Raw genomic sequence first — 20,202 nt, forward strand, 5'->3', positions numbered from 1 at the left:
CCCCCGGCTCCGGCCGGGGGTCGTCCAAAGTTACCGGCGGGGATGCCTTGTCTTGGTCCACGTGCCGGTGCTAGAACAGGGTTACCGGGAGGATCCGAACGCGTTGTATCTGCCAGTTTTGGGCGGTTTGCCTTTAAGGAACGCCACAGCGCCGGTAGCGCATCGGCAGTTGCGAGTGATCCCCTCCGATACGATGGCCCCCGAGCTTCCAAGCAGGGGGCCATCCCTTTGCGCACGGGCAGGGTTTCCTCGTCCCGGAAATCAGGTGTTCAGTTCCAGCATCAGCGCGGGCAGTTCGTCGGCGAGTTCGCGGGCAAGGAACCCGAGCGGGCCCATCCTGCTGGCCAGCCGGTCGGCAGCCGCCGCGTGCAGGTGCGTTCCCCAGCACGCCGCCTGTGCCCCGCTGGTCCCGCGGGCCTTCAGGCCGGCAATTGCCCCGGCCAGAACATCCCCGCTGCCGGAGGTCCCCAGGCCGCCGTACCCGGTGGTGATCTTCCACAGCTCCGGTTCCCCGCCGCCCTCCGCACCGGGTGGCTGGGCAACGATGCCCTGGCAGCTCACCACGGCGTCGAACCGCCTGGCAACAGCGGCCACGTCGCTTTCCAGGTCCCCGATGTCCCGGCCCAGCAGGATCTCCGTTTCCTTCGGGTTCGGGGTCAGGATCAGCCGTCCGCGCCACGGTTCCAGCTGCTCTTCAACCTTGGTCAGGCCGCCCAGGGCATAGGCGTCAAGCACGACGGCGGCGCCCCCTTCACCATCCGGCCCGCCGGCGGACTCCCGCTCCAGCAGGGCCCGCAACAGTTCTTCAGCCAGTCCGGGGTCGTCCAGGCCCGGGCCCACCAGGATGGCGTCCGCCCGGTCCAGGTAGGAGGAGATTCGGTCCAGCCCATCAGCCTTGACCGATCCGTCGGCGGTCTCCGGCAGGGCGATCGCACCGCACTCCGGCAGCGCCACCCCCATCTGCACGGCCACAGACTCTGCAACGGCCACCGTCAGCTTCCCGGCACCGGCGCGCAGCGCTGCGGTTCCGGCGAGCAGGACAGCGCCGGGAGTGGCCCGCGCCCCGCCGATCACCAACACCGAGCCCCGCGAGTACTTGTCCTCACCCGGAGCCGGCAGCGGCCACTCGCGCAGCAGCGACGGCGTCACCAGCACGGGGCTGGTCCCGTCACCGCGGGTGGACACTCGTGTCCCCTGCATGCTCGGTGACCTCCACGCCCTGCTCCGTGAGGTGGTCGGCCACATTGAAGCTCTCCAAGGTCCACGGCCCGGCACCGGACGGACGCACATACCTGGTGATCGACGCGTTCAGGATGGATGTGCTCGCAGCAAGGTCCAGGAGTTCCCGCTCGGACATGCCCTCCAGCACGTAGCGGAACAGCATGATCACGGCGTCGTGGCAGACGAGCATCACGCGGTGGCCGCTGCCCAGGTTGTTCAGCTCATCGAGGACCGAACGCAGCCGGAGGGCCACGTCCGCCCAGGACTCACCGCCCGGCGGCCGGTAGTACAGCTTGCCCAGCCAGGACCGGCGTTCCACCTCGTCCGGATAGCGCTTCTCCACGCCCAGCCGGGTCAGCCGGTCCAGGATGCCCAGTTCACGGTCGCGCAGCCGTTCATCGGCGCGCACTTCCACCGGCCAGCCCGCCGCCTCCACGGCAATCTCCGCCGTCTGCCGGGCCCGGGCGTAGGGGGAGGACACCACCGCATCGGGCCGGAACTCCTCGGCGATCCGGGCCAGCGCGGTGCCCAGCGCCTTGGCCTGTTCCTGCCCCGTGCCGGACAGGTTCACGTCGGCATCGCGGGCCGGCACGTCGATGACCTCCGCCCCCGCAAGCCGGGCCTCCGTGGCCGCCACGTTGCCTTCGCTTTCACCGTGCCGAATGAGCAGCAGCTCCACCGCCCCGGCCTCCTGCACAGCCTGTGTCAGTCCGTTTTCGTTCAAGAAAGATCACCCCGTCCGTGTGCGTGCCGAATGCAGGAACACTACCAGCGGCGTACCCACGGGGCGGGGAAAATAACCGGATTACGGCGGCGGCACCACGCTGGGCCGCCGCCGTCGTCGAAAGACCTACCGCTCCGGCGTCAGCACCTTGGAGAACACGGTGGCGCCGTTGGCGTTGCGCAGGCTCACCGTGAAGGTTTCGGAATCAAGCTGGACGTGCCCGAAGAACTGGTTCTCGCCGTCGCGCGGTGACTCACCGGGGAACCGCCCGGCCTTCGAGAACACCACCTCCGGCCCGAACGTTCCGTCCATCGCGTTCGGCCCGAAGGATCCGGCGGCGATGGGCCCGGCCACGAACTCCCAGAAGGGATCGAAGTCGGTGAACGCGGCACGCTCGGGGGAGTAGTGGTGTGCGGCGCAGTAGTGCACGTCCGCGGTCAGCCACACGATGTTCTTCACCCGGTTCCGCTTGAACTCGCTGAGCACCCCCGCGATTTCCAGCTCGCGGCCCAGCGGGACACCGGCGTCGCGGTTGGCAACGCTTTCCTGGTTGACCGGACCGTCCGGCACGATGACGCCCAGGGGCATGTCCGCTGCGATTACCTTCCAGGTGGCCTTCGACGCCGACACCTCCCGGATCAGCCAGTCCACCTGCTCCTGGCCCAGGATGTTGGTGGTGTAGGTTTCCTTGCCGTCGGTGTTCGGGGATTTGAAGGTCCGCATGTCCAGACGGAAGATGTCCAGCTGCGGGCCGCGGGAGATTTTCCGGTAGATGCGCGCGGGCTGGTACTGGCCGGCGTCGTCGAACGTTCCCGGGCGCCACAGTGCGGCACTGTCCGCGATGGGCATATTCTCCTGCCACGCCTGCCGGCCGCGGGCAGCGAGCGTGTTCACGTCGCGCACCGTGTAGCGGGGGTCCTCCAGGATCTCGCCGGGGAACCAGTTGTTGGTGGTTTCGTGGTCGTCCCACTGCGCAATCACGGGCACGTCCGCGAACATGGCCCGCACGTTGGCGTCCATCGAGTTGTACCGGTGCCGGCCGCGGAACTCGGTCAGCGTTTCGGCCACCTTGGACACTTCCTCGGTCACCATGTTCCGCCACACCTGCCCGTCCTTCTCCACCACGGTTTCGGTGATCGGTCCGTCCGCATACACGGTGTCGCCGGAGTGGATGAAGAAGTCCGGACGCGTCTGGTGCATGGCCCGGTAGCCGCGCATCCCGCCGATCTCCTCGTTGATGCCCCAGCCCTGCCCGGCAGTATCGCCGGTCCAGACGAAGCTTTGCGCGGACGACGCCGGGACCCCACCTCCGTTGCTCGTCTCGCCGGTGCGGCCCTTGCCGTTGTACGTCCCGGCGTCCGGGGCCGTGCGGAAGGTCCCGCGGACCGTCTCACTGGCTGCGCCGCCGTCGTCCTCGAAGCTGATCTCCAGCGCGAACCGCGTGTTGGACGGCAGGTTCCCGGCGTGGATCTTGGCGGTGAAGTCGGACGCCAGGGTGGCCCTTGGCCCGCGCAGGGTGCGCTCAAAGGCGCCGCGCCCGCGCAGGATCGCGCCGGCGTCGTCCACTGCGCGGAGGACCGCCGTCATCCGGCCGGCACCGGACGCGCGGGACCACAGCACCGCCGAGTCCGAGGTGACGTCGCCGGTGGCGATGCCGCTGGGCAGGGTGAGCCGGTTGCGGACCAGCGCCACGCCGGCAGGGGAGCGGGTGGGCCAGGCGCTGGCAGCGGCGGGCACGGACGCCAATGCGGCGGCCAGGACGGAGCCCTTGACGATGGTGCGGCGGGAAATTTCAGTGCGGGAAGCGGAAGTCATGCCCTCAGGTTTCCGCCAGCCGGCGCACGGAGCTTTTCCCTCGGGTGAACTGCCGGTAAGGCGAGGCTGAACAGCGTGAATCGACGCTCAAGTGCACCCGCGAGACGGAAATTCCCTGGCGCGGCCGAAATCTCAGCCGCGCCAGGGAGTTTGCGCGTCGTCAGGGACCCTGCGCGTCGCCCGCGAACCCTACGGCCTGGCGAACTCCGCGATCCGCCCGTCCCGCAGGGCAGCCCCCACCGCAGCAATGGCGCCGTAGTCCGGGAACAGCACGGACTGGCCAGCCACGAACCCGGAACCTGCCGTGGGCAGGGTCATGGTGCCGATCGCGTTGGGGTCGAGGTTGCGGAGGCTGTAGGCCAGCATGGCGGCCTGCACGGGATCGAAGCCGCGGTTCACGGTGAGGCAGCAGGACGCGAAATCGACCAGGCCGCGGACGGCGTTGACGTCATTCAGCGCCCCTCCGCCGGTAAGGCGGGCCAGGATGGCACGCAGCAGGATCTGCTGGTTGCGGACCCGCTGGAAGTCGCCGTCCGAAAACGCGTAGCGCTCACGGGCGAACTCCAGGGCTGACTGCCCGTCCAGGTGGTTCAACCCGGCGGCGAAGACATGCTGGGTGTCGTGCGTGGACTGGAACGCGATGGGCACGTTGACGTCGATCCCGCCCAGCCCGTCGATGAGTCCGCGGAAGCCGTGGAAGTCCAGCATCAGGGTGTGGTCGATGGTGATCCCCAGCAGCGACTGCACGGCCGAGGTCTGCATGTCGATGCCCCCGTACTGCAGTGCCGCATTGATCTTGGCACCGCCGAAGCCCGGGATGTCTACCCAGGTGTCGCGGTTGATGGACACGATGTAGAGCGTCCGGCGATCGGCGGGGACGTGGACCACCATCAGGGTGTCGGCGCGGTGGTCGATGGGTTCGCCGGTCCTGGCCGTGTGGTCAGCGGCCTCCCGGGCACTGGCGCGGCTGTCGCTGCCGATCACCAACACGTTCATGGGGACTGCCGGCAGTTCCGGGATGGGCGGTGGCGGCGGGGGTGGCGGAGGCGGCGCGGGCGTTGTCTCCGTGGGCGTTGGCGAGGGCGTCGGCGTCGGGCTCGGCGACTCGGCCTGGGTCGCCGCCGGCTGCGCTTCCTGGCCGGCCCGGTTCAGGCTGATCACGGCCACCACGGCAGCCGCCACGAGCACCAGCGCCAGCAGCGCCGCGATCCAGCGACGCCGACCGTGCGCCACCATGCCGTGGCCTGCCGGGTCCGCGCCCGAACCTGTGGGTCCGGAAGGGCCGGAACCGCCTGGAGTGCTCATATTGCCTCCACATCATCGTGATTGGTGGGATCAGTGTCCGCCCGCCAGCCCCTTGCTGGCTACCAACTTGTCCAAACTGTCATCTGCCAGTACCCGGGCCGGTTTTCCGCAACGGCGCCGTGATCCGGGCACTGTCCCTTGGGGAAAGCTAGCACCGTGAGCACGGCGGCACATCGGGGGAATCCGCACGAAAGCCGCAGAGTAGTCCGCAGCTTCGTTACAGCGTCCTGGCAGCCTTCCGGCGGTCGGGGGCATGCAGGCGTGCGTGCCGCAGGATGGAGACGATGGCCGGGGCGAGCTCGTCTTCCATCTGCCGGTATACCTCCGGGGCGCGGCGGTAGGGGTCGATGACGTCATTGTCGGCCGCATCTGCGGGGAGCGAGAGGTGGCGCACGCCGGCCGCCCGGGCGGGCAGGCTGCGCCAGAGGGCGGTGTTGGCAGCGAGGGAATCGCCGCCGTCGGGCCCCTCTGAAACGGCGGCGGGCGGCTGGGAGGAGCCGTCCCGCTGGTCCAGTACGTCGAGCATGCGGGCGAACTCGCGGATGGTGAAGGTCCGCTTCAACAGGGACGCGTCCAGCTGCAGCACCTCCCCGCGGTGGCCGGAGGTCATGGTGAGCACCAGGTCAACGCCGCGGAGGATTTTCGGGGTGAGCTGGCGGGCCGCGAAGCCCTCCGGGTTGCCGCCAAAGGTCCGCACGATGTCCGCGGAGATGGGCTGGATGGGGTCGCCCACCATGGCGCGGGTTCCGGCGCTGGCTACCTCGAAACCACCCGGCAGCACTTGGTCGAGCCCTGCCTGCAGCAGCCGTTCGGCCACGGGGGAGCGGCAGATGTTGCCGGTGCAGACGGTGAGGATTCGTACTGGTGCGGATGTGTCCAAGGAGATGTCCCTCTTCCCAGCTGGCGGACGGACGTTCAGCCCGTGCCTTTCAACTTAACACGCAACACCCCGCGACGCTCTTTCACATCCTGCGCCTCCTGCCTGCACCCCCTCTCACCTATTGCGGCATTTCCCGCGACGCTCCCGCACTACCCATCCCGTCCAGCTCACGCCACCATGGAAGCAGCCCGGAAACGGAAAGGGGATGACGTGACCGGAGAGACCTCGGAACATGATTGCGTGATCGCTGGCGGCGGACCGGCCGGAATGGTGCTCGGCTACCTGCTCGCGCGGGCCGGCCTCAAGGTTGCCGTGCTGGAAAAGCACGGCGACTTCTTCCGCGACTTCCGCGGCGACACCGTCCACCCCTCCACCGTGACCCTGCTGGGCGAACTCGGGCTGCGCGGGAATTTCCTGCGGCTGCCCCTGACGCGCCTGTCAACGATGGACGCGGTGGTGGACGGCCAGCGCTTCACCCTCGTTGACTTCCACAGCCTCCGCGGTCCGGACAACTTCCTGGTCCTCGCTCCGCAGTGGGACTTCCTCAACTTCCTGGCCGGCGAGGCTGCGGCCTTCCCCACCTTCGAGCTGCACATGGAGACCGAGGCCACCGGACTCATCGTGGAGCATGACAAGGTGCGGGGCATCCGGGCAACAGGGCCCGACGGCGGACGAGAGTTCCGCGCAACGCTGACCGTCGCTGCCGACGGGCGGGCATCAGTGCTCCGCGCGGCGGCCGGGCTGACCCCCGACGAGTTCGGTGTGCCCATCGACGTGCTCTGGTTCGGCCTGCCCAAACCGCCCGACCCGCCGCCCGTAACCCTCGCCTACGTGTCATCGCGGGGAATGGTCCTCACCATCGACCGCGGCGACAGGTACCAGTCAGGCATGGTCATTGCGAAGGGTGGCTTCGAGGGCCTGGAAAAGGCGGGGCTCGGCGCACTACGTGAACGCATCACATACGCGGCACCCTTCCTGCAGCCGGTTGTTGACACGCTGCAGGACTGGGACCAGGTCAAGCTACTCTCCGTCCGGATCAACAGGCTCCGGCGCTGGCACCGCCCCGGCTTTATCGCGATCGGCGATGCCGCGCATGCGATGTCCCCGATGTTCGGCGTCGGCGTGAATTTCGCGATCCAGGATGCGGTGGCACTGGCCAACGCCATTGCCGGAGACCTCGCCGCCGGCACCGCACCGCCGGAGAAGCTCGCCGCCGTGCAGCGTCGGCGCGAGATACCCGTGAAGATCATGCAGCGGCTTCAGCGTGCAGGACACCGGGCCCTTGCCAGGGCAGCCAAAGGCAGCCGGGTTGCGCCGCGCTGGCTGCCTCTTGCCCTCCGGCTCGCCTCGCCGGTGCTGCGGCGCGTGACCGCCCGGTTTGTCGGCGTCGGGATCCTGCCCGAGCATGTGAAGCCGGTGGCACCAAGAGTCAGGCGCCGCCGGCCAGGACGACGCTCGCTCACTTAACGCAACTCTCGAACGCACGCTCGCTCACTTTCCTCAGGAAAGTGAGCGAGCGTTGGACGATTTGGGGCGGTAAGTGAGAGAGCGTCGCGGGAGAGGGTCAGAGCGTGCCGAGCAGCTCCTTCATCTCAGTGATCTCGGCTTCCTGTGCGGTGACGATGTCCCGGGCGAGCTGGATGGACTCCGGGTACTTGCCGGCGCCGATTTCCTGCTGGGCCATGTCGATGGCGCCCTCGTGGTGCTCAACCATGTGTTCGAGGAAGAGCCGGACGGCGTCGGTCCCCTCGGCGGCCTTGAACTTCTCGATGCCGTCAGCGTCCACCATGCCGCTCATGCCGTGCCCGGAGTGGTCGGACATCATGGTAGGCACGTTCCAGCTTTCCAGCCAGCCGGTCATGGTCTCGATCTCGGGCGCCTGGGCGTCCTTGATCCTGGTGGCCAGGGCAGTGACCTCGGCCGGGACGTCCTGCTTGGCCAGGATGATGTCGCTCATCTCCACGGCCTGGGCATGGTGCGGAATCATCATCTGGGAGAACACGATGTCCGCCTGGTTATGGTCGTCGCTGGCGTCCGGCATCATGCTGGACGTCGGGGCGGATGAGCCGCCGTGATGCATGGGCATGGTGCTTCCGCCGGAGCTTCCGGAGCCGGCCGCGCAGCCGGCAAGGCCGAGCGAGGCAGCCAGGGCGGCGGCGAGGGAGAGGGTCTTGATTTTGCTGTTCATGGGAAATGTCCTTCAAGCGGGTCAGTGGAACTGGGCCGAAACGATGCGTGCAGCGGCGCGCCGCGGGGCTCGTTTACGTCCGGCTGATGGACAGTTCGCAGGGCGTGGGACCCGAAGGGATGTAGCTGTAGGCGGCGTACCGGGCTCCTGCCGCCAGGGGAAGCGGAGCTGCCAAGGTGGCCGGGGGAGGGGTGACGCCGGGCGATCCGGCCGGGACCAGCGGGATGCAGGCCGCTCCGGCTTCCTCCGCCCCCGGGCAGCCGGAGCTGCAGGAACCTGAGGCGGCGAAGGACCCGGCCGCGGGCCGGGTGAAGTGCCCTGCGTGGCCGTCATGGGACTGCCCGACGGCGGCCTCCCCGGCATGGCGGGAAGCGTCGCCGTCGTGCGCGGCACCGATATGGCCGGTAGGTGCAGGAGCTGTGGAGGCCGCCGTCGCGTGGGCTGAATGGCCTGCGGTCAGAACGTGCATCCCCAGGATCCCGGCCAGCAGGGCCAGGACTGCAGCGGCCAGCGCGGCCGGGCGGAGGGCAGCCACGACGGCGGTGCGGTTGCCTGCCTTCATGCTGTTCCCTCCTTTCCCGCGGACCCGGTAGGCCACACCTTTCAACGTACCCCGGACGGGTTCAGTTTCAGGCGCCGCAGCAGCTGGGCGTTCAGCGCCACCACAATAGTGGACGCGGACATCAGCACGGCACCCGCCGCCGGCGAGAGGACAACGCCCGCGAACGCCAGGACGCCTGCCGCTAGGGGCACGGACAGGATGTTGTAGCCCGTTGCCCACACCAGGTTCTGCCACATCTTCCGGTAGCTCGCCCGGGACAGGTCCACCATGGACAGCACCGCCCGGGGATCGTTTCCGGCCAGGACCACGCCGGCGGACTCCATGGCCACGTCGGTGCCGGCGCCGATCGCGATGCCCACCTCGGCACGGGCCAGGGCCGGGGAATCGTTGACGCCGTCGCCCACCATGGCCACTTTCAGCCCCCGGGCCTGGAGCTCGGCCACCTTCTTGTCCTTGTCCGCCGGCAGGACCTCGGCGAACACCTCGTCGATCCGGAGGTCCGCCGCCACGGCCTGGGCCACCTGCCGTGCGTCGCCGGTGATCATGGCCACCTGGACGCCCCGGTTCTGCAGCGCGGCCACGGCCTGCCGGGATTCGGGACGCACTGCGTCCTCCAGGCTGACGGCGCCCAGGACGCGGCCGCCGTCGAGCACGTGCAGGACTGCCGCGCCGCGGTCCCTCCAGCCGCGGGTCACCGCGGCCAGGGCAGGGGGTTCGACGGCGGCAAGCTCGCGCAGGAGTGCGGGTCCGCCCACGTGCAGCGTCCGTCCATCCACGCTGGCCCGCACGCCGCGCCCGGTCAGCGCGGCGAACGAGCCGGCGGCCGGCAGCGCCAGGTTCCGTTCCCGGGCCGCGCGGACGATGGCCCGCGCCACGGGATGCTCGCTGTCCGACTCGACGGCCGCGGCGAGGGCCAGCAACTGGCCGGCATCAACGCCCTCGGCCACTGCCACGTCCTTCAGCTCGGGTTCACCGGTGGTGAGGGTGCCGGTCTTGTCGAAGAGGACAACGTCAACGGTCCGCATGCGTTCCAGAGCCATCCGGTTCTTGATCAGCACGCCGGCCCGGGCGGCCTGCTCGGTGGAGATGGCGATGACCAGCGGAATGGCCAGGCCCAGGGCATGCGGGCAGGCGATCACCAGCACGGTCACGGTCCGGGTGACCGCCTCCGGAACACTGCCAAGCAGCGTCCAGGCGATAAAGGTCAGCACGCCCGCGGCGGCGGCGAAGTAGAAGAGGAACGCTGCCGCGCGGTCAGCCAGCGCCTGGGCACGCGAGGATGAGGCCTGTGCTTCGGCCACGAGCCGCTGGATTCCGGCGAGTGCGGTGTCGTCGCCCACGGCCGTGACCCGGACCCGGACGCTGCTGTCCGTGGCGACGGTTCCGGCCACCACCGGAGCGCCGGGGCCCCGGAGAACTGTCTTGGACTCGCCGGTGATCATGGATTCATCGAACTCGGCCTGCCCGTCCACCACTGTTCCGTCGGCGGGCATCCGGGCGCCGGGCCGGACCAGGACCAGGTCCTCCGGGCGGAGTTCAGAGACCGGTACTGTTTCGGTGCCGCCGTCCGTGACGCGCTCGGCCTCGTCAGGCAGCAGCGCGGCGAGGGCGTCCAGGGCGCCCTGCGCCGAACCCAGGGCGCGCATCTCGATCCAGTGGCCCAGGAGCATGATGGCCACCAGCAGCGCGAGCTCCCACCAGAAGTCCAGGTCGAAGCCGCCCAGCCCCAGGCTGGTGGTCCAGGAGGCCGCGAAGGCCACGGTGATGGCCATGGCGATGAGCAGCATCATCCCCGGCCGCTGGTCCTTCAGTTCCTGGAGGCCGCCTTTGAGGAACGGCTGCCCGCCGTACAGGAAAATGACGCTGCCGAGGACTGGCGGGATCCAGGCCGAGCCGGGAAACATGGGCGCCATGTAGCCCAGGATGTGGCCCACCATGGGGCTGAAGTAGACCACGGGGACGGACAGCGTCAGGGTGAGCCAGAACCGGTTCTTGAACATGGCGGTGCTGTGCCCGGCGTGCTGGCCGGACCTGTGGACGGTGTGGTCGTCGTCGCCGTGGTGCTGGTGTGCCGGCTGGTGGTGCTGGTGCCCCTCGGGGGCGGCGGTGTGGCGGGTGAGCGTGCCGCCCGCCTGGCTGCCGTCGTCGTGATGGTGCGTTGGGTGGTGCGTGTGGTCCTGCATGGTTTCCTCCTTGGAGGACTGGTGCTGCGCCGGGCAGTGCCCTTAGAGGCGCAAGAGGTCAGGATGCGGCCAGGGAATACCCGGCAGTGGTGACGGCGGTGCGGACGGGCGCTTCAGGGGAATGTGCGACGGCGGCCGTGGTCTTGGGTGCGTGGCCTGCGGGGGAGCAGCAGCTGCAGCCGTTGGAGGATGCCAGGGGGAGCGCTGTGCGGTGTTCGAGGTTCATGTCAGTTCCATTCCTTGACGAAGGATGAGTCCTTGGTAAGCAGGGTGCTGGGGTTGAACGGCTGTGAAGGCGGTGGTACCGCCGGGACATACCACTTCACTGACAACACAATGAGGATACCCCTAGGGGGTATATTGGTCAAGGCGTCCAGCCCGGCGGAAAACCCCCTGTTTCCCGCAGGTGGTCCATGCCCTACCCGTAGGAGTCCGCCCCGGCCATACTGGTAATAGCGCCCTCGGACTGATCTGTTCCGCCGCGGGTGCTGGATGCTACATGGAGGTGGCCCCTGTGACAACGGACCCGACCGGCCCATACACGTATTCGAGCGCCCTGGGCGACAACGAATGTACCGCCGGGACCTTCCATGTGGACGTGGCCGGGTGGAAGGTCTCCTGGTCGGACGGCATGTACCAGCTGCATGGATACCGGCGGGGAGACGTGGTGCCCACGCTGGAGCTGCTGTACTCGCACAAGCATCCCGAGGACCGTCCGCGGTGCGAGGCAATCGTTGCCCAGGTTGCACAAACCGGCGGCTATTTCGCCATGTACCACCGGATCATTGACGCCAAGGGACGGACCCGGCGGGTGCTCACGTCGGGTGAGGGCATCCTGGACGAGGCAGGCAAAGTCGCCGCCATGGAGGGGGTGATGGTGGACCTCACCACCACCCTGCAGCGGGAAACGGAGCAAACCGCACGGGATGCGGTGGCCGGTGCCACCTCCACCCGCAGCGTGGTGGACCAGGCCCGGGGCATCCTGATGGGCCAGCTGAAGATGGACGCTGATGACGCTTTCAAGATGCTGGTGAGCACCAGCAGCCACCGGAACGTCAAGTTGGTGGTGGTGGCCGCGGAGCTCGTGAAGCTGGCCAACTCGGTGGAGGCCCGGGACTATCTTGACCATGCCGTCAGGGCCATCGCCGCCGAAGGCCGGCAGTCCGGTTCACGGCGCCGGGCGGGGTGACCGCGGGGCTGGGAGGACCCGCATCAGCGGGCTGCTGCATTTTGGTGCCCGCAGCGCCGCCCCTAGAATGGATCGAAGGTGCGCCGGGAAGTCTGGTCGGCAGTAATTTTGTCGAGCCCAAACGTTAGGACTCCTTCATGAACTCCACCCCGCCATCAACACCGCCGCCCGCCGCGCCCCGGGGCACGGTCTTTGCCCGCGGCTCCTACTCCGAGGCCCTGCGGATCGGGGAAATCCTCCGCAAGGAAACGGTGGGTGGCGCCCTGCTGGTGGCAGCGGCAATCATCGCCCTGGTTTGGGCCAACTCGCCGGCTTCGGACAGCTACTTCGCGCTCCGTGACTTCAAGATCGGCTACGAGCCCTGGCACCTGGAGCTGAGCCTTGGTGCGTGGGCTGCGGACGGCCTGCTCGCCATCTTCTTCTTCCTGGTGGGCCTGGAACTCAAGCGCGAATTCGTGGCCGGCGACCTGCGGCAGATCAGCAAGTCGATCGTCCCGGTGGCCGCCGCGGTGGGCGGCGTGGTGGTCCCGGCGGTGATCTACGCCGTCGTCAACCTCGCCAGCCCGGAGACCCTGCGCGGCTGGGCAATCCCCACCGCCACGGACATTGCATTCGCCGTCGCCGTGCTCGCCATTATCGGCTCCCACCTGCCCAGTGCCCTGCGGATCTTCCTGCTGACCCTGGCCGTGGTGGATGACCTGATCGCCATCAGCATCATCGCGTTCTTCTACACCAGCGACCTCCATGTCGCACCGTTGCTGCTGGCCCTTATTCCGCTGGCGGTCTACGCATTCCTGGCGCACCGGTTCCGCTACTTCTTCGGCATGAAGGCTCCGGCCGCCTGGCTGATCCTGCTGCCGCTGGGTGTGGTGACCTGGGCTCTCGTCCATGCCTCGGGCATCCACGCCACCGTGGCAGGTGTCCTGCTGGGCTTCGCCGTACCGGTCATCCGGTCGCAGGCCGGTGGCGGTCCGGAGGCCGGGCCCGGGCTGGCGGAGATTTTTGAGCACCGCTTCCGGCCCATTTCCGCGGGTATCGCCGTCCCCATATTCGCGTTCTTCTCGGCAGGCGTGGCCGTGGGCGGCTGGGACGGGCTGGTCTCCGCACTGGCCGACCCGGTGGCGCTCGGCATCATTCTGGGCCTGGTGCTCGGCAAGCCGATCGGCATCCTTGGCACCACCTGGATCCTGACCAAAGCCACCAGGGCAACCCTGGACAGCTCGTTCAAATGGATCGACGTTTTCGGCGTGGCGCTGCTGGCCGGCATCGGTTTCACGGTGTCCCTGCTGGTGGCCGAGCTCAGCTTCGGGCACGGCAGCCTCCATGACGACCACGCAAAGGTGGGAATCCTCGCCGCCTCGCTGCTCGCCGCCGTGCTGGCCACCCTGGTGTTGCGGACCAGGAACCGTCAGTACCGGCAGGCCGAGGAACTGGAGAAGGTGGACGCGGACCAGGACGGCATCCCGGACGTCTACCAGGACCGGGCATAGGTCACCCCGGCGGCGGCACTCGCCATCACGCCGCGAGCGTGGGCCCGGCGCCGCCGTCGGGGGTTCCTGCCTTAGGCCGCCAGGGTTCCTGCCCCTAGGTCAGCGGCGAACGGACCGCCGCCGGCCGGCCACTGCCTCGGCGGTGCCCACCAGGAGCACCGAGGCGATGACGGCCACAATGAAGCCCAGGAAATTCAGTTCGAAGATGTCCCCGGTCCCCAGCAGCGATGCCACCACTCCGCCGATCACTGAGCCGGCCAGGCCCAGCAGCAAGGTGGCGAGCAGGCCCAGGTTCTGCTTGCCCGGCTTGATGAGGCGGGCAAGCGCCCCGATGATCAGCCCGGCAACGATGAATCCAATCACGGTGTGCTCCTTCGTCGTCGTTACTGCCGCAGCAGCATTCAGGACTGACCCTACCCCTGCCGCCGGACGTTATGCAGGTTCGAGCCTGGTGGCCGGCCGGGCCGGTTGCTCCACGGGCTCTTCCACGTGCCGGATCTCCAAGGCCTCGGGGTCCAGCAGCTTGCGGGTGCCGGTCCTCGCGTCAAGGATCCAGAACAATTCCAGGGCAGGCACCACGCCGGTCACCCGGCCGCGGTGGAAAAGCCTGCCCCGGTGCCAGGCCTCGATGTGGTCTCCAATGCGGAGCTGGTCCGTGCGTACTCCTTGTGCCTCCATGATGGGCTGCCTCCTGCTGTTGTATCCCCGTACGCACAGCTTGCCGTGAGGAGGTTGCCGCAGTGTTTCAGCAGGGTGTTTTTTCTGTGTCAGGTGTGATCGGAGCGCTGGATGCTCAGCATGTGCATCAACAGGGCGCGCTGCGGCTGGCCCGGATTGGCGCTGACGTACCATCGGAGCGAGCTGCGGGCATCGGCCTCGCAGGCGGCGGTTCCGCTGAGGATTTCGTCAATAATCTCAAGGACCTGCAGTTGTAGCTCCAGATGGGCAACTTCCTCGCAAATGCTGCGGGGGAGCTTCCGGTTTCCGTGCATGGGTGCCGCCTTCGCGCCTTAACAGGCTCCCTCCGGAGGAGCGTCGCTGCTGGTCCCCAGCCCGCCGGATGAATAAGCTAAGTGTACTGACAGGGGCATTGCCCACCAAGCACTTTTTGTGGGGCGGTGCACGCTTGTTTTGCTAGTGGCCAACCGCCGGAACCACCACAACGGGACGCCGCTGGGAGTGCTCCAGGGCCTCCGCCACCGAGCCTTCCAGGACCCGTTCGAACCGGGACAGGATGCCCGGGCGGCGGCCGCCCACAATGAACAGGGAAGCGCCAAGGCTGTCTGCCAGCCGCAGCAGGGCCGGGGTAACGGCGCCGTTAAGGACCCGGAAGGACCACTCCACATCGTCGGTCCCGGCCAGGATTTTCTGCAGGCGCCCATAGACTTCCCGTGAGGGGAAGGCCGCCTCATCGTTGACGGCGGGGTCCAGCGAGGCCCCGGGCAGCTCGGGCGCCCATTCCACCAGGTAGCTCGCGGGATCAACGAAGGCGCAGACGAGGTGGAGGTCCATGGCGCCGGCGAATTCGGCGGCCGTCAGCACCAGGTGCTCGGGGCATTCCCAGGGCACGGCCAGGATGGCGGGCCCGATGGACCCGCCGGGCCGGTCCTGGCTGTGCATCACGCCGGTGCCTCAGGAAGCGGTGAGGTCCTGGTGCAGCTTCTGGACCCGGGCACCATTGTCGTCCCGCACCAGGCGCATGCGTTCCATGCCTTCAAGGCCGCGTTCCGAGGGCTCGTCGGTTTCCCAAAGCTCGAAGCGGGCGCCCTCATGCGGCTCCAGCTTTGCCTCGGTGCCCAGGACCACCACCACGTCCGCCGCCTCAAGCACCTCCTCGCTGACGGGCTTGGGGTACTCGCCCTCCACATGGATGCCGAGCTCGGCCAGTGATTCAACGGGCTTCTTTTCCCCGGCGGTGGCGGGAACTGCGTTAGTCATGGGCTTCCTTTGCGGGCTTGAGTTTTCAGTTTTCGGCGGAGCGGCCGTGGGCGAGACCGGTGGGAAAACCCACCAGGACCGGTTCGGGAGCGGCGCAGCAACCGGACTCACCGCCGGCCTCCACAGCGCCGGCTGCGGGCCGGGCAGCGGTAACATCGCAGCTGGTGCCGGCATCGGTGGAGCAGACGCCGGTTTCCGGAAGTTTGAGCTGGACGGTGTCGGCGGCCTCACGGTCCCCGGCCAGGGCAGCGGCAACGGAGCGGACCTGCTCGTAGCCGGTGGCCAGCAGGAAGGTGGGGGCCCTGCCATAAGACTTCATGCCCACAATGTAGAAGTCCTTGTCCTGGTGGGCCAGGAGGCTGGCGCCGTGCGGCGGCACCGTGCCGCAGGAGTGGAATTCCGGGTCGATCAGCGGGCCAAGTTCCAGCGGTGCCTCGACGGCGGGGTCCAGGTTGAGCCGGAGTTCGCGCAGGATGTCCAGGTCCGGCCGGAACCCGGTGCAGGGCACCACGACGTCGGCCTCCAGGGTGCGGCCGTCCACGGCGCCGACGGTGACGCCGGAGTCCAGGAATTTGAAGGAGCTGATGCCGAAGGCGGTGTGCAGTTCGATCGTCCCCGCGTCCACCAGGCGGCGGAGCCGGGCGCCGAGCTGGCCGCGGGCCGGCAGCCCGTCAGCGTCCCCGCCGCCGTAGGTCTTGGCGGGGGAGGCACCCCGGATGGCCCACAGGATCCTGGTATCGGGTGCCTCTTTGGCCAGGGCGGTTAGGTTGAGCAGGGTGTTGGCAGCGGAGTGTCCGGCGCCGACCACCAGGACGCGCTTGCCAGCAAAGGCCTTGCGGTCCCGGCCCAGCACGTCGGGCAGCGGAGAGGAGATGCGGGCCGCGGCCGCCTCCTCGCCGATTGCCGGCAGTCCGGAGGTGCCCAGCGGGTTGCGGGTGGACCAGGTGCCGGAGGCGTCGATCACCGCAGCCACGGTGTGGTCGCGGGTTTCGCCGTCGGAGTGAACCACCCGGACAGTGAAGGGGGCGGTGTCCCGGTTGCGAACGTGGGTCTTGTCCATGCCCTGCCGGGTCACGGCCACTACCCGGGCGCCGGTCTCCAGCCGCGTGGCCAGCGCCGGCAGCGCCGCCAGGGGAGCGAGGTAGTTGTCGATAAGCTCGCCGCCGTACGGCAGGGCGGTGGGCCGGGGCGCTTCCCAGCCGGATGCCCCAAGCAGCCGCACGGCTGCGGCGTCAATATTGAACCGCCATGGCGAGAACAGGCGGATGTGGCGCCAGCCCTCAATGGCCGCCCCCGCCGTCGGACCTGCCTCGAAAACCAGCGGCTCCAGGCCGCGCTCCAACAGGTGCGCTGCGGCGGCAAGTCCCACCGGCCCAGCGCCGATCACTGCAACGGGGAGGGCGCGGGTGTGCTCCATGGCGGTTCCTGTTCGTTCATCTGTTCGTGGCGGGGAACCCAACCAGGTAGCAGTATCTGTCGTTTTCAGGGACCAAAACGACAGTTGGCGCTAGCTGGTTGGGCATGGCGGGGTGGGGAATCAGGGGCTAGCAGCAGTCCTGATCGTCGTCGTCGCAGCAACCGTTGTCGCCGCAGCATTCCGTGTTCATTCAGCCCACCCCCTTCCTGCCCGGGTTGTCAGCTGTGGGTAGGTTCTTCCACCAGCGCCGTGGCGATGCTGTCTGCATCGTCCAGGGCTGCCAGGTAGCGTTCGGCGTCCAGGGCGGCGGCGCAGCCGGTCCCGGCGGCGGTGATGGCCTGGCGGTAGCGGTGGTCCACGGCGTCGCCGCAGGCGAAGACGCCGGAAAGGTTGGTCACCGTGGTGGGGGAGTCCACCTTGATGTAGCCGTCCGCGTCCAGGTCCACCTGGCCGGCCACCAGTTCGGTCCGGGGGACATGGCCGATGGCCACGAAGATTCCGGTGGCCGCCTGGTGCCGGGTTTCGCCGGAACGGGTGTCCGTGAGGGTCACGCCGGTGACCTTGCCGTTGCCGTGGATGGCGGTGACGACGGAGTTCCAGGCGAAGTTGATCTTCGGGTTGTCCTTGGCCCGCTGCGCCATAATCCGGGAGGCCCGCAGTTCCTCACGGCGTACGACGACGGTCACCGACTTTCCGAACCGGGTGAGGAACGTGGCTTCCTCCATGGCGGAGTCGCCGCCGCCTACCACGATGATGTCCTGGTCGCGGAAGAAGAAGCCGTCGCAGGTGGCGCACCAGGAGACGCCGTGGCCGCTGAGCTTCTTCTCCTCCGGCAGGCCGAGTTCCTTGTAGGCCGAGCCGGTGGCCAGGATGACGGCCGGGGCCTGGTGGGTTTCGCCGCCGCCGGTGACCACGGTCTTGAGGTGGCCTCTGAGATCAACCGAGGTGGCGTCGTCGAACACCACTTTGGCGCCGAACTTCTCGGCCTGTTCCTGCAGGCCGTCCATCAGCTCCGGGCCCTGGATGCCACCGGGGAAACCGGGGAAGTTCTCCACCTCGGTGGTGTTCATCAGCGCACCGCCCGCGGTGACCGAGCCGGCCAGCACCAGCGGTCCCAGGCCTGCGCGTGCAGCGTAGATGGCTGCGGTGTAGCCCGCGGGGCCGGAACCGATGATGATCAGCTGTTCGTTCGTCATGGAGATCTCCTGGAGTTACTGGGCGTCCGGGTGCTGCGCGGGCACCAGTTCGGTGATGAGGGCTTCGATGCGGGTCCTGATTTCGTCCCGGATGGGGCGGACGGATTCTACGCCCTTGCCTGCCGGATCCTCCAGCACCCAGTCCTCGTAGCGCTTGCCGGGGAAGTACGGGCACTCGTCGCCGCAGCCCATGGTGATCACCACGTCGGAGTCCTTGACGGCCTCTGTGGTGAGGACCTTGGGAACCTCCGCGGACATGTCGATGCCCACCTCCGCCATGGCCTCGACCGCGGCTGGGTTAATCTTCTCGGCGGGCTGGGACCCGGCGGAGCGGACCTCCACGGAACCCCTGGACAGGGACGTCAGGAAGGCGGCCGCCATCTGCGAACGGCCCGCGTTGTGGACGCAGACGAAAAGGACGGAGGGCTTCTGGGCTGTCTCGGTGGTCACGCTGTTCTCCTATGATGACGTACGGCGGGAGGTGCCGTTGTGGGTGGTTGTGCTCCCGCCCGATCCCGTCAGTCCCGAAAGATTGATGATGATCGATATAGGGAGTATTGCGCTGGATATTGATGATTGTCAATTTATTCTTCAGGCCGCGGTGAGGCGGGGTGCCAGATCGCTGATGCGGTGGGAAATCTGCCCGTACGCCTCCTCAAAGGCTTCGGCCGTGCCCCGCCTGACGGGGTCGGGGATGGACCAGTGAACCCCCTCCAGACCGGGAACCTCCTCGTGGGCGTTGTCGCAGACGGTCACCACGAAATCGCCCTCGCCCATGACCTGGTCCAGCTGCTGCGGTGCGGCGTCGGTTAGGTCCAGCCCATGGCGTGAGGCCACCTCGAGGGCGCCGCGGGAAATGCGGTCCGCGGGATGCGTTCCTGCCGATGCTGCGGGAATGCCGCTGGCCTGGCGCCAGAGGGCCGCCGCGAGCTGGGAGCGTGCACTGTTGCGGGTGCACACGAAAAGGACACGGCGTGCCGTGTGTTCGCTGCCGGGAACCAGGTCCTCCAGCGACCCGGCGACCAGACGGATGTAGCTTCGCCGCCGGTCCGCCTCGGAGCGGTGCCGCGCCGCCAGCCCCGCGTCCTCGAGGATGCGCAGGTGGTGGGCCAGCAGGTTGGATGTCATTCCCAGCTCCGCCTGCAGTTCCGACGGCGAGCGGTCGCCCAGCGTCAGCAGGTCCACGATGCGCAGCCGGCCGGCGTCTGCCAGGGCTGCATGCCTGGCAAGCCGCTGGCGGAATCCTGCGCTTAGTTCAGTTTCCATTGACTCAAGTTTGACTGAGGTAATGCCCGTGGGTCAAGCTGGTTGCATGCACACACCCCAGCCTCCCCTCTGGCGCCGCGCCCTAGCCGAGCTGCTCGGCACCGGCCTCTTGGTGGCCGTCGTTGTCGGCTCCGGCATCGCGGCCCAGCAGCTTTCCCCCAGCGACGTCGGGTTGCAGCTGCTCCAGAACAGCACCGCCACGGTCCTGGGCCTGACCGTGCTCATCCTGATGCTGGGGCCCGTCAGCGGCGCGCACTTCAACCCGGTCGTCTCCCTGGCTGACTGGGCCCTCGGCCGGCGCAGCGGCACGGGCCTGACGCTGCCGGAGGTCGGCGCCTACGCTGCGGCCCAGGTGGCCGGGGCAATAGGGGGGAGCGTGCTGGCCAACGCAATGTTCGACGTCGGGACCTCCATCTCCACGAAGGAGCGCCTCACCGGCGGGCATGTCCTGGGCGAAGTGGTGGCCACGGCCGGGCTCATCCTGCTGATCTTCGCCCTGGCCCGGACCTCGCAAGGAATGCTGGCCGCCCCGGCCGTAGGTGCCTACATTGGCGCGGCTTACTGGTTTACCTCCTCCACTTCCTTCGCCAACCCCGCCGTGACGGTGGGCCGGATGTTCAGCGACACCTTCTCGGGAATTGCGCCTGGCTCCGTGCCCGGGTTCGTCCTGGCGCAGTTGGCGGGCGCCGCCGTCGGACTCGGACTCCTCCTGGCCCTCTTTCCCGCCGCCGGCCAGGCCGCCGACAACGTGGTGATCCCCCACCGCGAGGAACCGGCAGATACGTAACCCCCCACGTAGCCGGTTCCATCCCCAAGACCGTTATGCCG

At 68.3% G+C, this 20,202-nt stretch carries 22 protein-coding genes; 4 read left to right on the forward strand and 18 right to left on the reverse strand.

The window, feature by feature from the left end:
* Window positions 1-261: 261 nt before the first annotated feature.
* The 5 genes from AC5RUO_RS02820 to AC5RUO_RS02840 form a co-directional block, all read right to left on the reverse strand.
* Window positions 262-1,200, reverse strand: coding sequence for an NAD(P)H-hydrate dehydratase (locus AC5RUO_RS02820; protein WP_494010049.1), 939 nt, complete (start codon window positions 1,198-1,200; stop codon window positions 262-264).
* A complete protein-coding gene (locus tag AC5RUO_RS02825; RefSeq protein ID WP_494010050.1) occupies window positions 1,169-1,945 on the reverse strand; it encodes a histidine phosphatase family protein in 777 nt (258 codons plus the stop codon). Before AC5RUO_RS02825 ends, AC5RUO_RS02820 begins: the two co-directional genes overlap by 32 nt.
* A gap of 126 nt (window positions 1,946-2,071) precedes the next feature.
* Complete coding sequence (locus AC5RUO_RS02830) at window positions 2,072-3,760, reverse strand: alkaline phosphatase D family protein (protein ID WP_494102748.1); 1,689 nt, start codon at window positions 3,758-3,760, stop codon at window positions 2,072-2,074.
* 189 nt (window positions 3,761-3,949) lie between these two features.
* Entirely contained in the window at window positions 3,950-5,065 is a 1,116-nt protein-coding gene (locus AC5RUO_RS02835) for an LCP family protein (protein ID WP_494102749.1), read from the reverse strand.
* A 217-nt stretch (window positions 5,066-5,282) separates the two neighbouring features.
* Window positions 5,283-5,945 (reverse strand): arsenate reductase/protein-tyrosine-phosphatase family protein, encoded by a 663-nt coding sequence (locus AC5RUO_RS02840; RefSeq protein WP_494010053.1) that lies wholly within the window; start codon window positions 5,943-5,945, stop codon window positions 5,283-5,285.
* A gap of 210 nt (window positions 5,946-6,155) precedes the next feature.
* Between AC5RUO_RS02840 and AC5RUO_RS02845 the strand changes: the two genes are divergently transcribed.
* Window positions 6,156-7,412: an FAD-dependent oxidoreductase gene (locus tag AC5RUO_RS02845; RefSeq protein ID WP_494010054.1), complete on the forward strand. Its 1,257-nt coding sequence runs from the start codon at window positions 6,156-6,158 to the stop codon at window positions 7,410-7,412.
* 97 nt (window positions 7,413-7,509) lie between these two features.
* Here the strand turns inward: AC5RUO_RS02845 and AC5RUO_RS02850 are convergent, their stop codons facing one another.
* The 4 genes from AC5RUO_RS02850 to AC5RUO_RS02865 form a co-directional block, all read right to left on the reverse strand.
* Complete coding sequence (locus tag AC5RUO_RS02850; RefSeq protein WP_494010055.1) at window positions 7,510-8,133, reverse strand: DUF305 domain-containing protein; 624 nt, start codon at window positions 8,131-8,133, stop codon at window positions 7,510-7,512.
* 73 nt (window positions 8,134-8,206) lie between these two features.
* Entirely contained in the window at window positions 8,207-8,695 is a 489-nt protein-coding gene (locus AC5RUO_RS02855; RefSeq protein ID WP_494102750.1) for a hypothetical protein, read from the reverse strand.
* Between the two features lie 41 nt (window positions 8,696-8,736).
* Window positions 8,737-10,878: a heavy metal translocating P-type ATPase gene (locus tag AC5RUO_RS02860; RefSeq protein ID WP_494102751.1), complete on the reverse strand. Its 2,142-nt coding sequence runs from the start codon at window positions 10,876-10,878 to the stop codon at window positions 8,737-8,739.
* A gap of 58 nt (window positions 10,879-10,936) precedes the next feature.
* Window positions 10,937-11,104 (reverse strand): hypothetical protein, encoded by a 168-nt coding sequence (locus AC5RUO_RS02865; RefSeq protein WP_494010058.1) that lies wholly within the window; start codon window positions 11,102-11,104, stop codon window positions 10,937-10,939.
* Between the two features lie 288 nt (window positions 11,105-11,392).
* On the opposite strand from AC5RUO_RS02865, the gene AC5RUO_RS02870 reads away from it, so the two are divergent.
* A complete protein-coding gene (locus AC5RUO_RS02870) occupies window positions 11,393-12,067 on the forward strand; it encodes a PAS and ANTAR domain-containing protein (protein WP_494010059.1) in 675 nt (224 codons plus the stop codon).
* A gap of 137 nt (window positions 12,068-12,204) precedes the next feature.
* Entirely contained in the window at window positions 12,205-13,557 is a 1,353-nt protein-coding gene (nhaA, locus tag AC5RUO_RS02875) for a Na+/H+ antiporter NhaA (RefSeq protein WP_494102752.1), read from the forward strand.
* Between the two features lie 99 nt (window positions 13,558-13,656).
* Here the strand turns inward: nhaA and AC5RUO_RS02880 are convergent, their stop codons facing one another.
* The 9 genes from AC5RUO_RS02880 to AC5RUO_RS02920 form a co-directional block, all read right to left on the reverse strand.
* A complete protein-coding gene (locus AC5RUO_RS02880; RefSeq protein ID WP_494010061.1) occupies window positions 13,657-13,920 on the reverse strand; it encodes a GlsB/YeaQ/YmgE family stress response membrane protein in 264 nt (87 codons plus the stop codon).
* Between the two features lie 69 nt (window positions 13,921-13,989).
* Window positions 13,990-14,235, reverse strand: a complete 246-nt coding sequence (locus tag AC5RUO_RS02885) for a hypothetical protein (RefSeq protein WP_494010062.1) — start codon at window positions 14,233-14,235, stop codon at window positions 13,990-13,992.
* Between the two features lie 89 nt (window positions 14,236-14,324).
* Window positions 14,325-14,549 (reverse strand): hypothetical protein, encoded by a 225-nt coding sequence (locus AC5RUO_RS02890; RefSeq protein ID WP_494010063.1) that lies wholly within the window; start codon window positions 14,547-14,549, stop codon window positions 14,325-14,327.
* Window positions 14,550-14,691: 142 nt separating this feature from the next.
* A complete protein-coding gene (locus tag AC5RUO_RS02895) occupies window positions 14,692-15,177 on the reverse strand; it encodes a universal stress protein (protein WP_494010360.1) in 486 nt (161 codons plus the stop codon).
* A gap of 12 nt (window positions 15,178-15,189) precedes the next feature.
* Window positions 15,190-15,495, reverse strand: coding sequence for a hypothetical protein (locus AC5RUO_RS02900; RefSeq protein ID WP_494102753.1), 306 nt, complete (start codon window positions 15,493-15,495; stop codon window positions 15,190-15,192).
* 25 nt (window positions 15,496-15,520) lie between these two features.
* Window positions 15,521-16,912 (reverse strand): FAD-dependent oxidoreductase, encoded by a 1,392-nt coding sequence (locus tag AC5RUO_RS02905; protein ID WP_494010065.1) that lies wholly within the window; start codon window positions 16,910-16,912, stop codon window positions 15,521-15,523.
* A 218-nt stretch (window positions 16,913-17,130) separates the two neighbouring features.
* Window positions 17,131-18,108 (reverse strand): thioredoxin-disulfide reductase, encoded by a 978-nt coding sequence (gene trxB / locus AC5RUO_RS02910; protein WP_494102754.1) that lies wholly within the window; start codon window positions 18,106-18,108, stop codon window positions 17,131-17,133.
* A gap of 15 nt (window positions 18,109-18,123) precedes the next feature.
* Window positions 18,124-18,558 carry an arsenate reductase ArsC gene (locus tag AC5RUO_RS02915; RefSeq protein WP_494010067.1) on the reverse strand — a complete coding sequence of 145 codons (435 nt, stop codon included), beginning with the start codon at window positions 18,556-18,558 and terminating at the stop codon, window positions 18,124-18,126.
* A 141-nt stretch (window positions 18,559-18,699) separates the two neighbouring features.
* Complete coding sequence (locus tag AC5RUO_RS02920) at window positions 18,700-19,374, reverse strand: arsenate reductase/protein-tyrosine-phosphatase family protein (RefSeq protein WP_494010068.1); 675 nt, start codon at window positions 19,372-19,374, stop codon at window positions 18,700-18,702.
* A gap of 46 nt (window positions 19,375-19,420) precedes the next feature.
* Between AC5RUO_RS02920 and AC5RUO_RS02925 the strand changes: the two genes are divergently transcribed.
* On the forward strand, window positions 19,421-20,161 hold the full coding sequence (locus tag AC5RUO_RS02925; RefSeq protein ID WP_494010069.1) for an aquaporin: 741 nt from the start codon (window positions 19,421-19,423) through the stop codon (window positions 20,159-20,161).
* Window positions 20,162-20,202: the final 41 nt, after the last annotated feature.

The organism is Arthrobacter sp. Y3221087 (genome assembly GCF_059089905.1).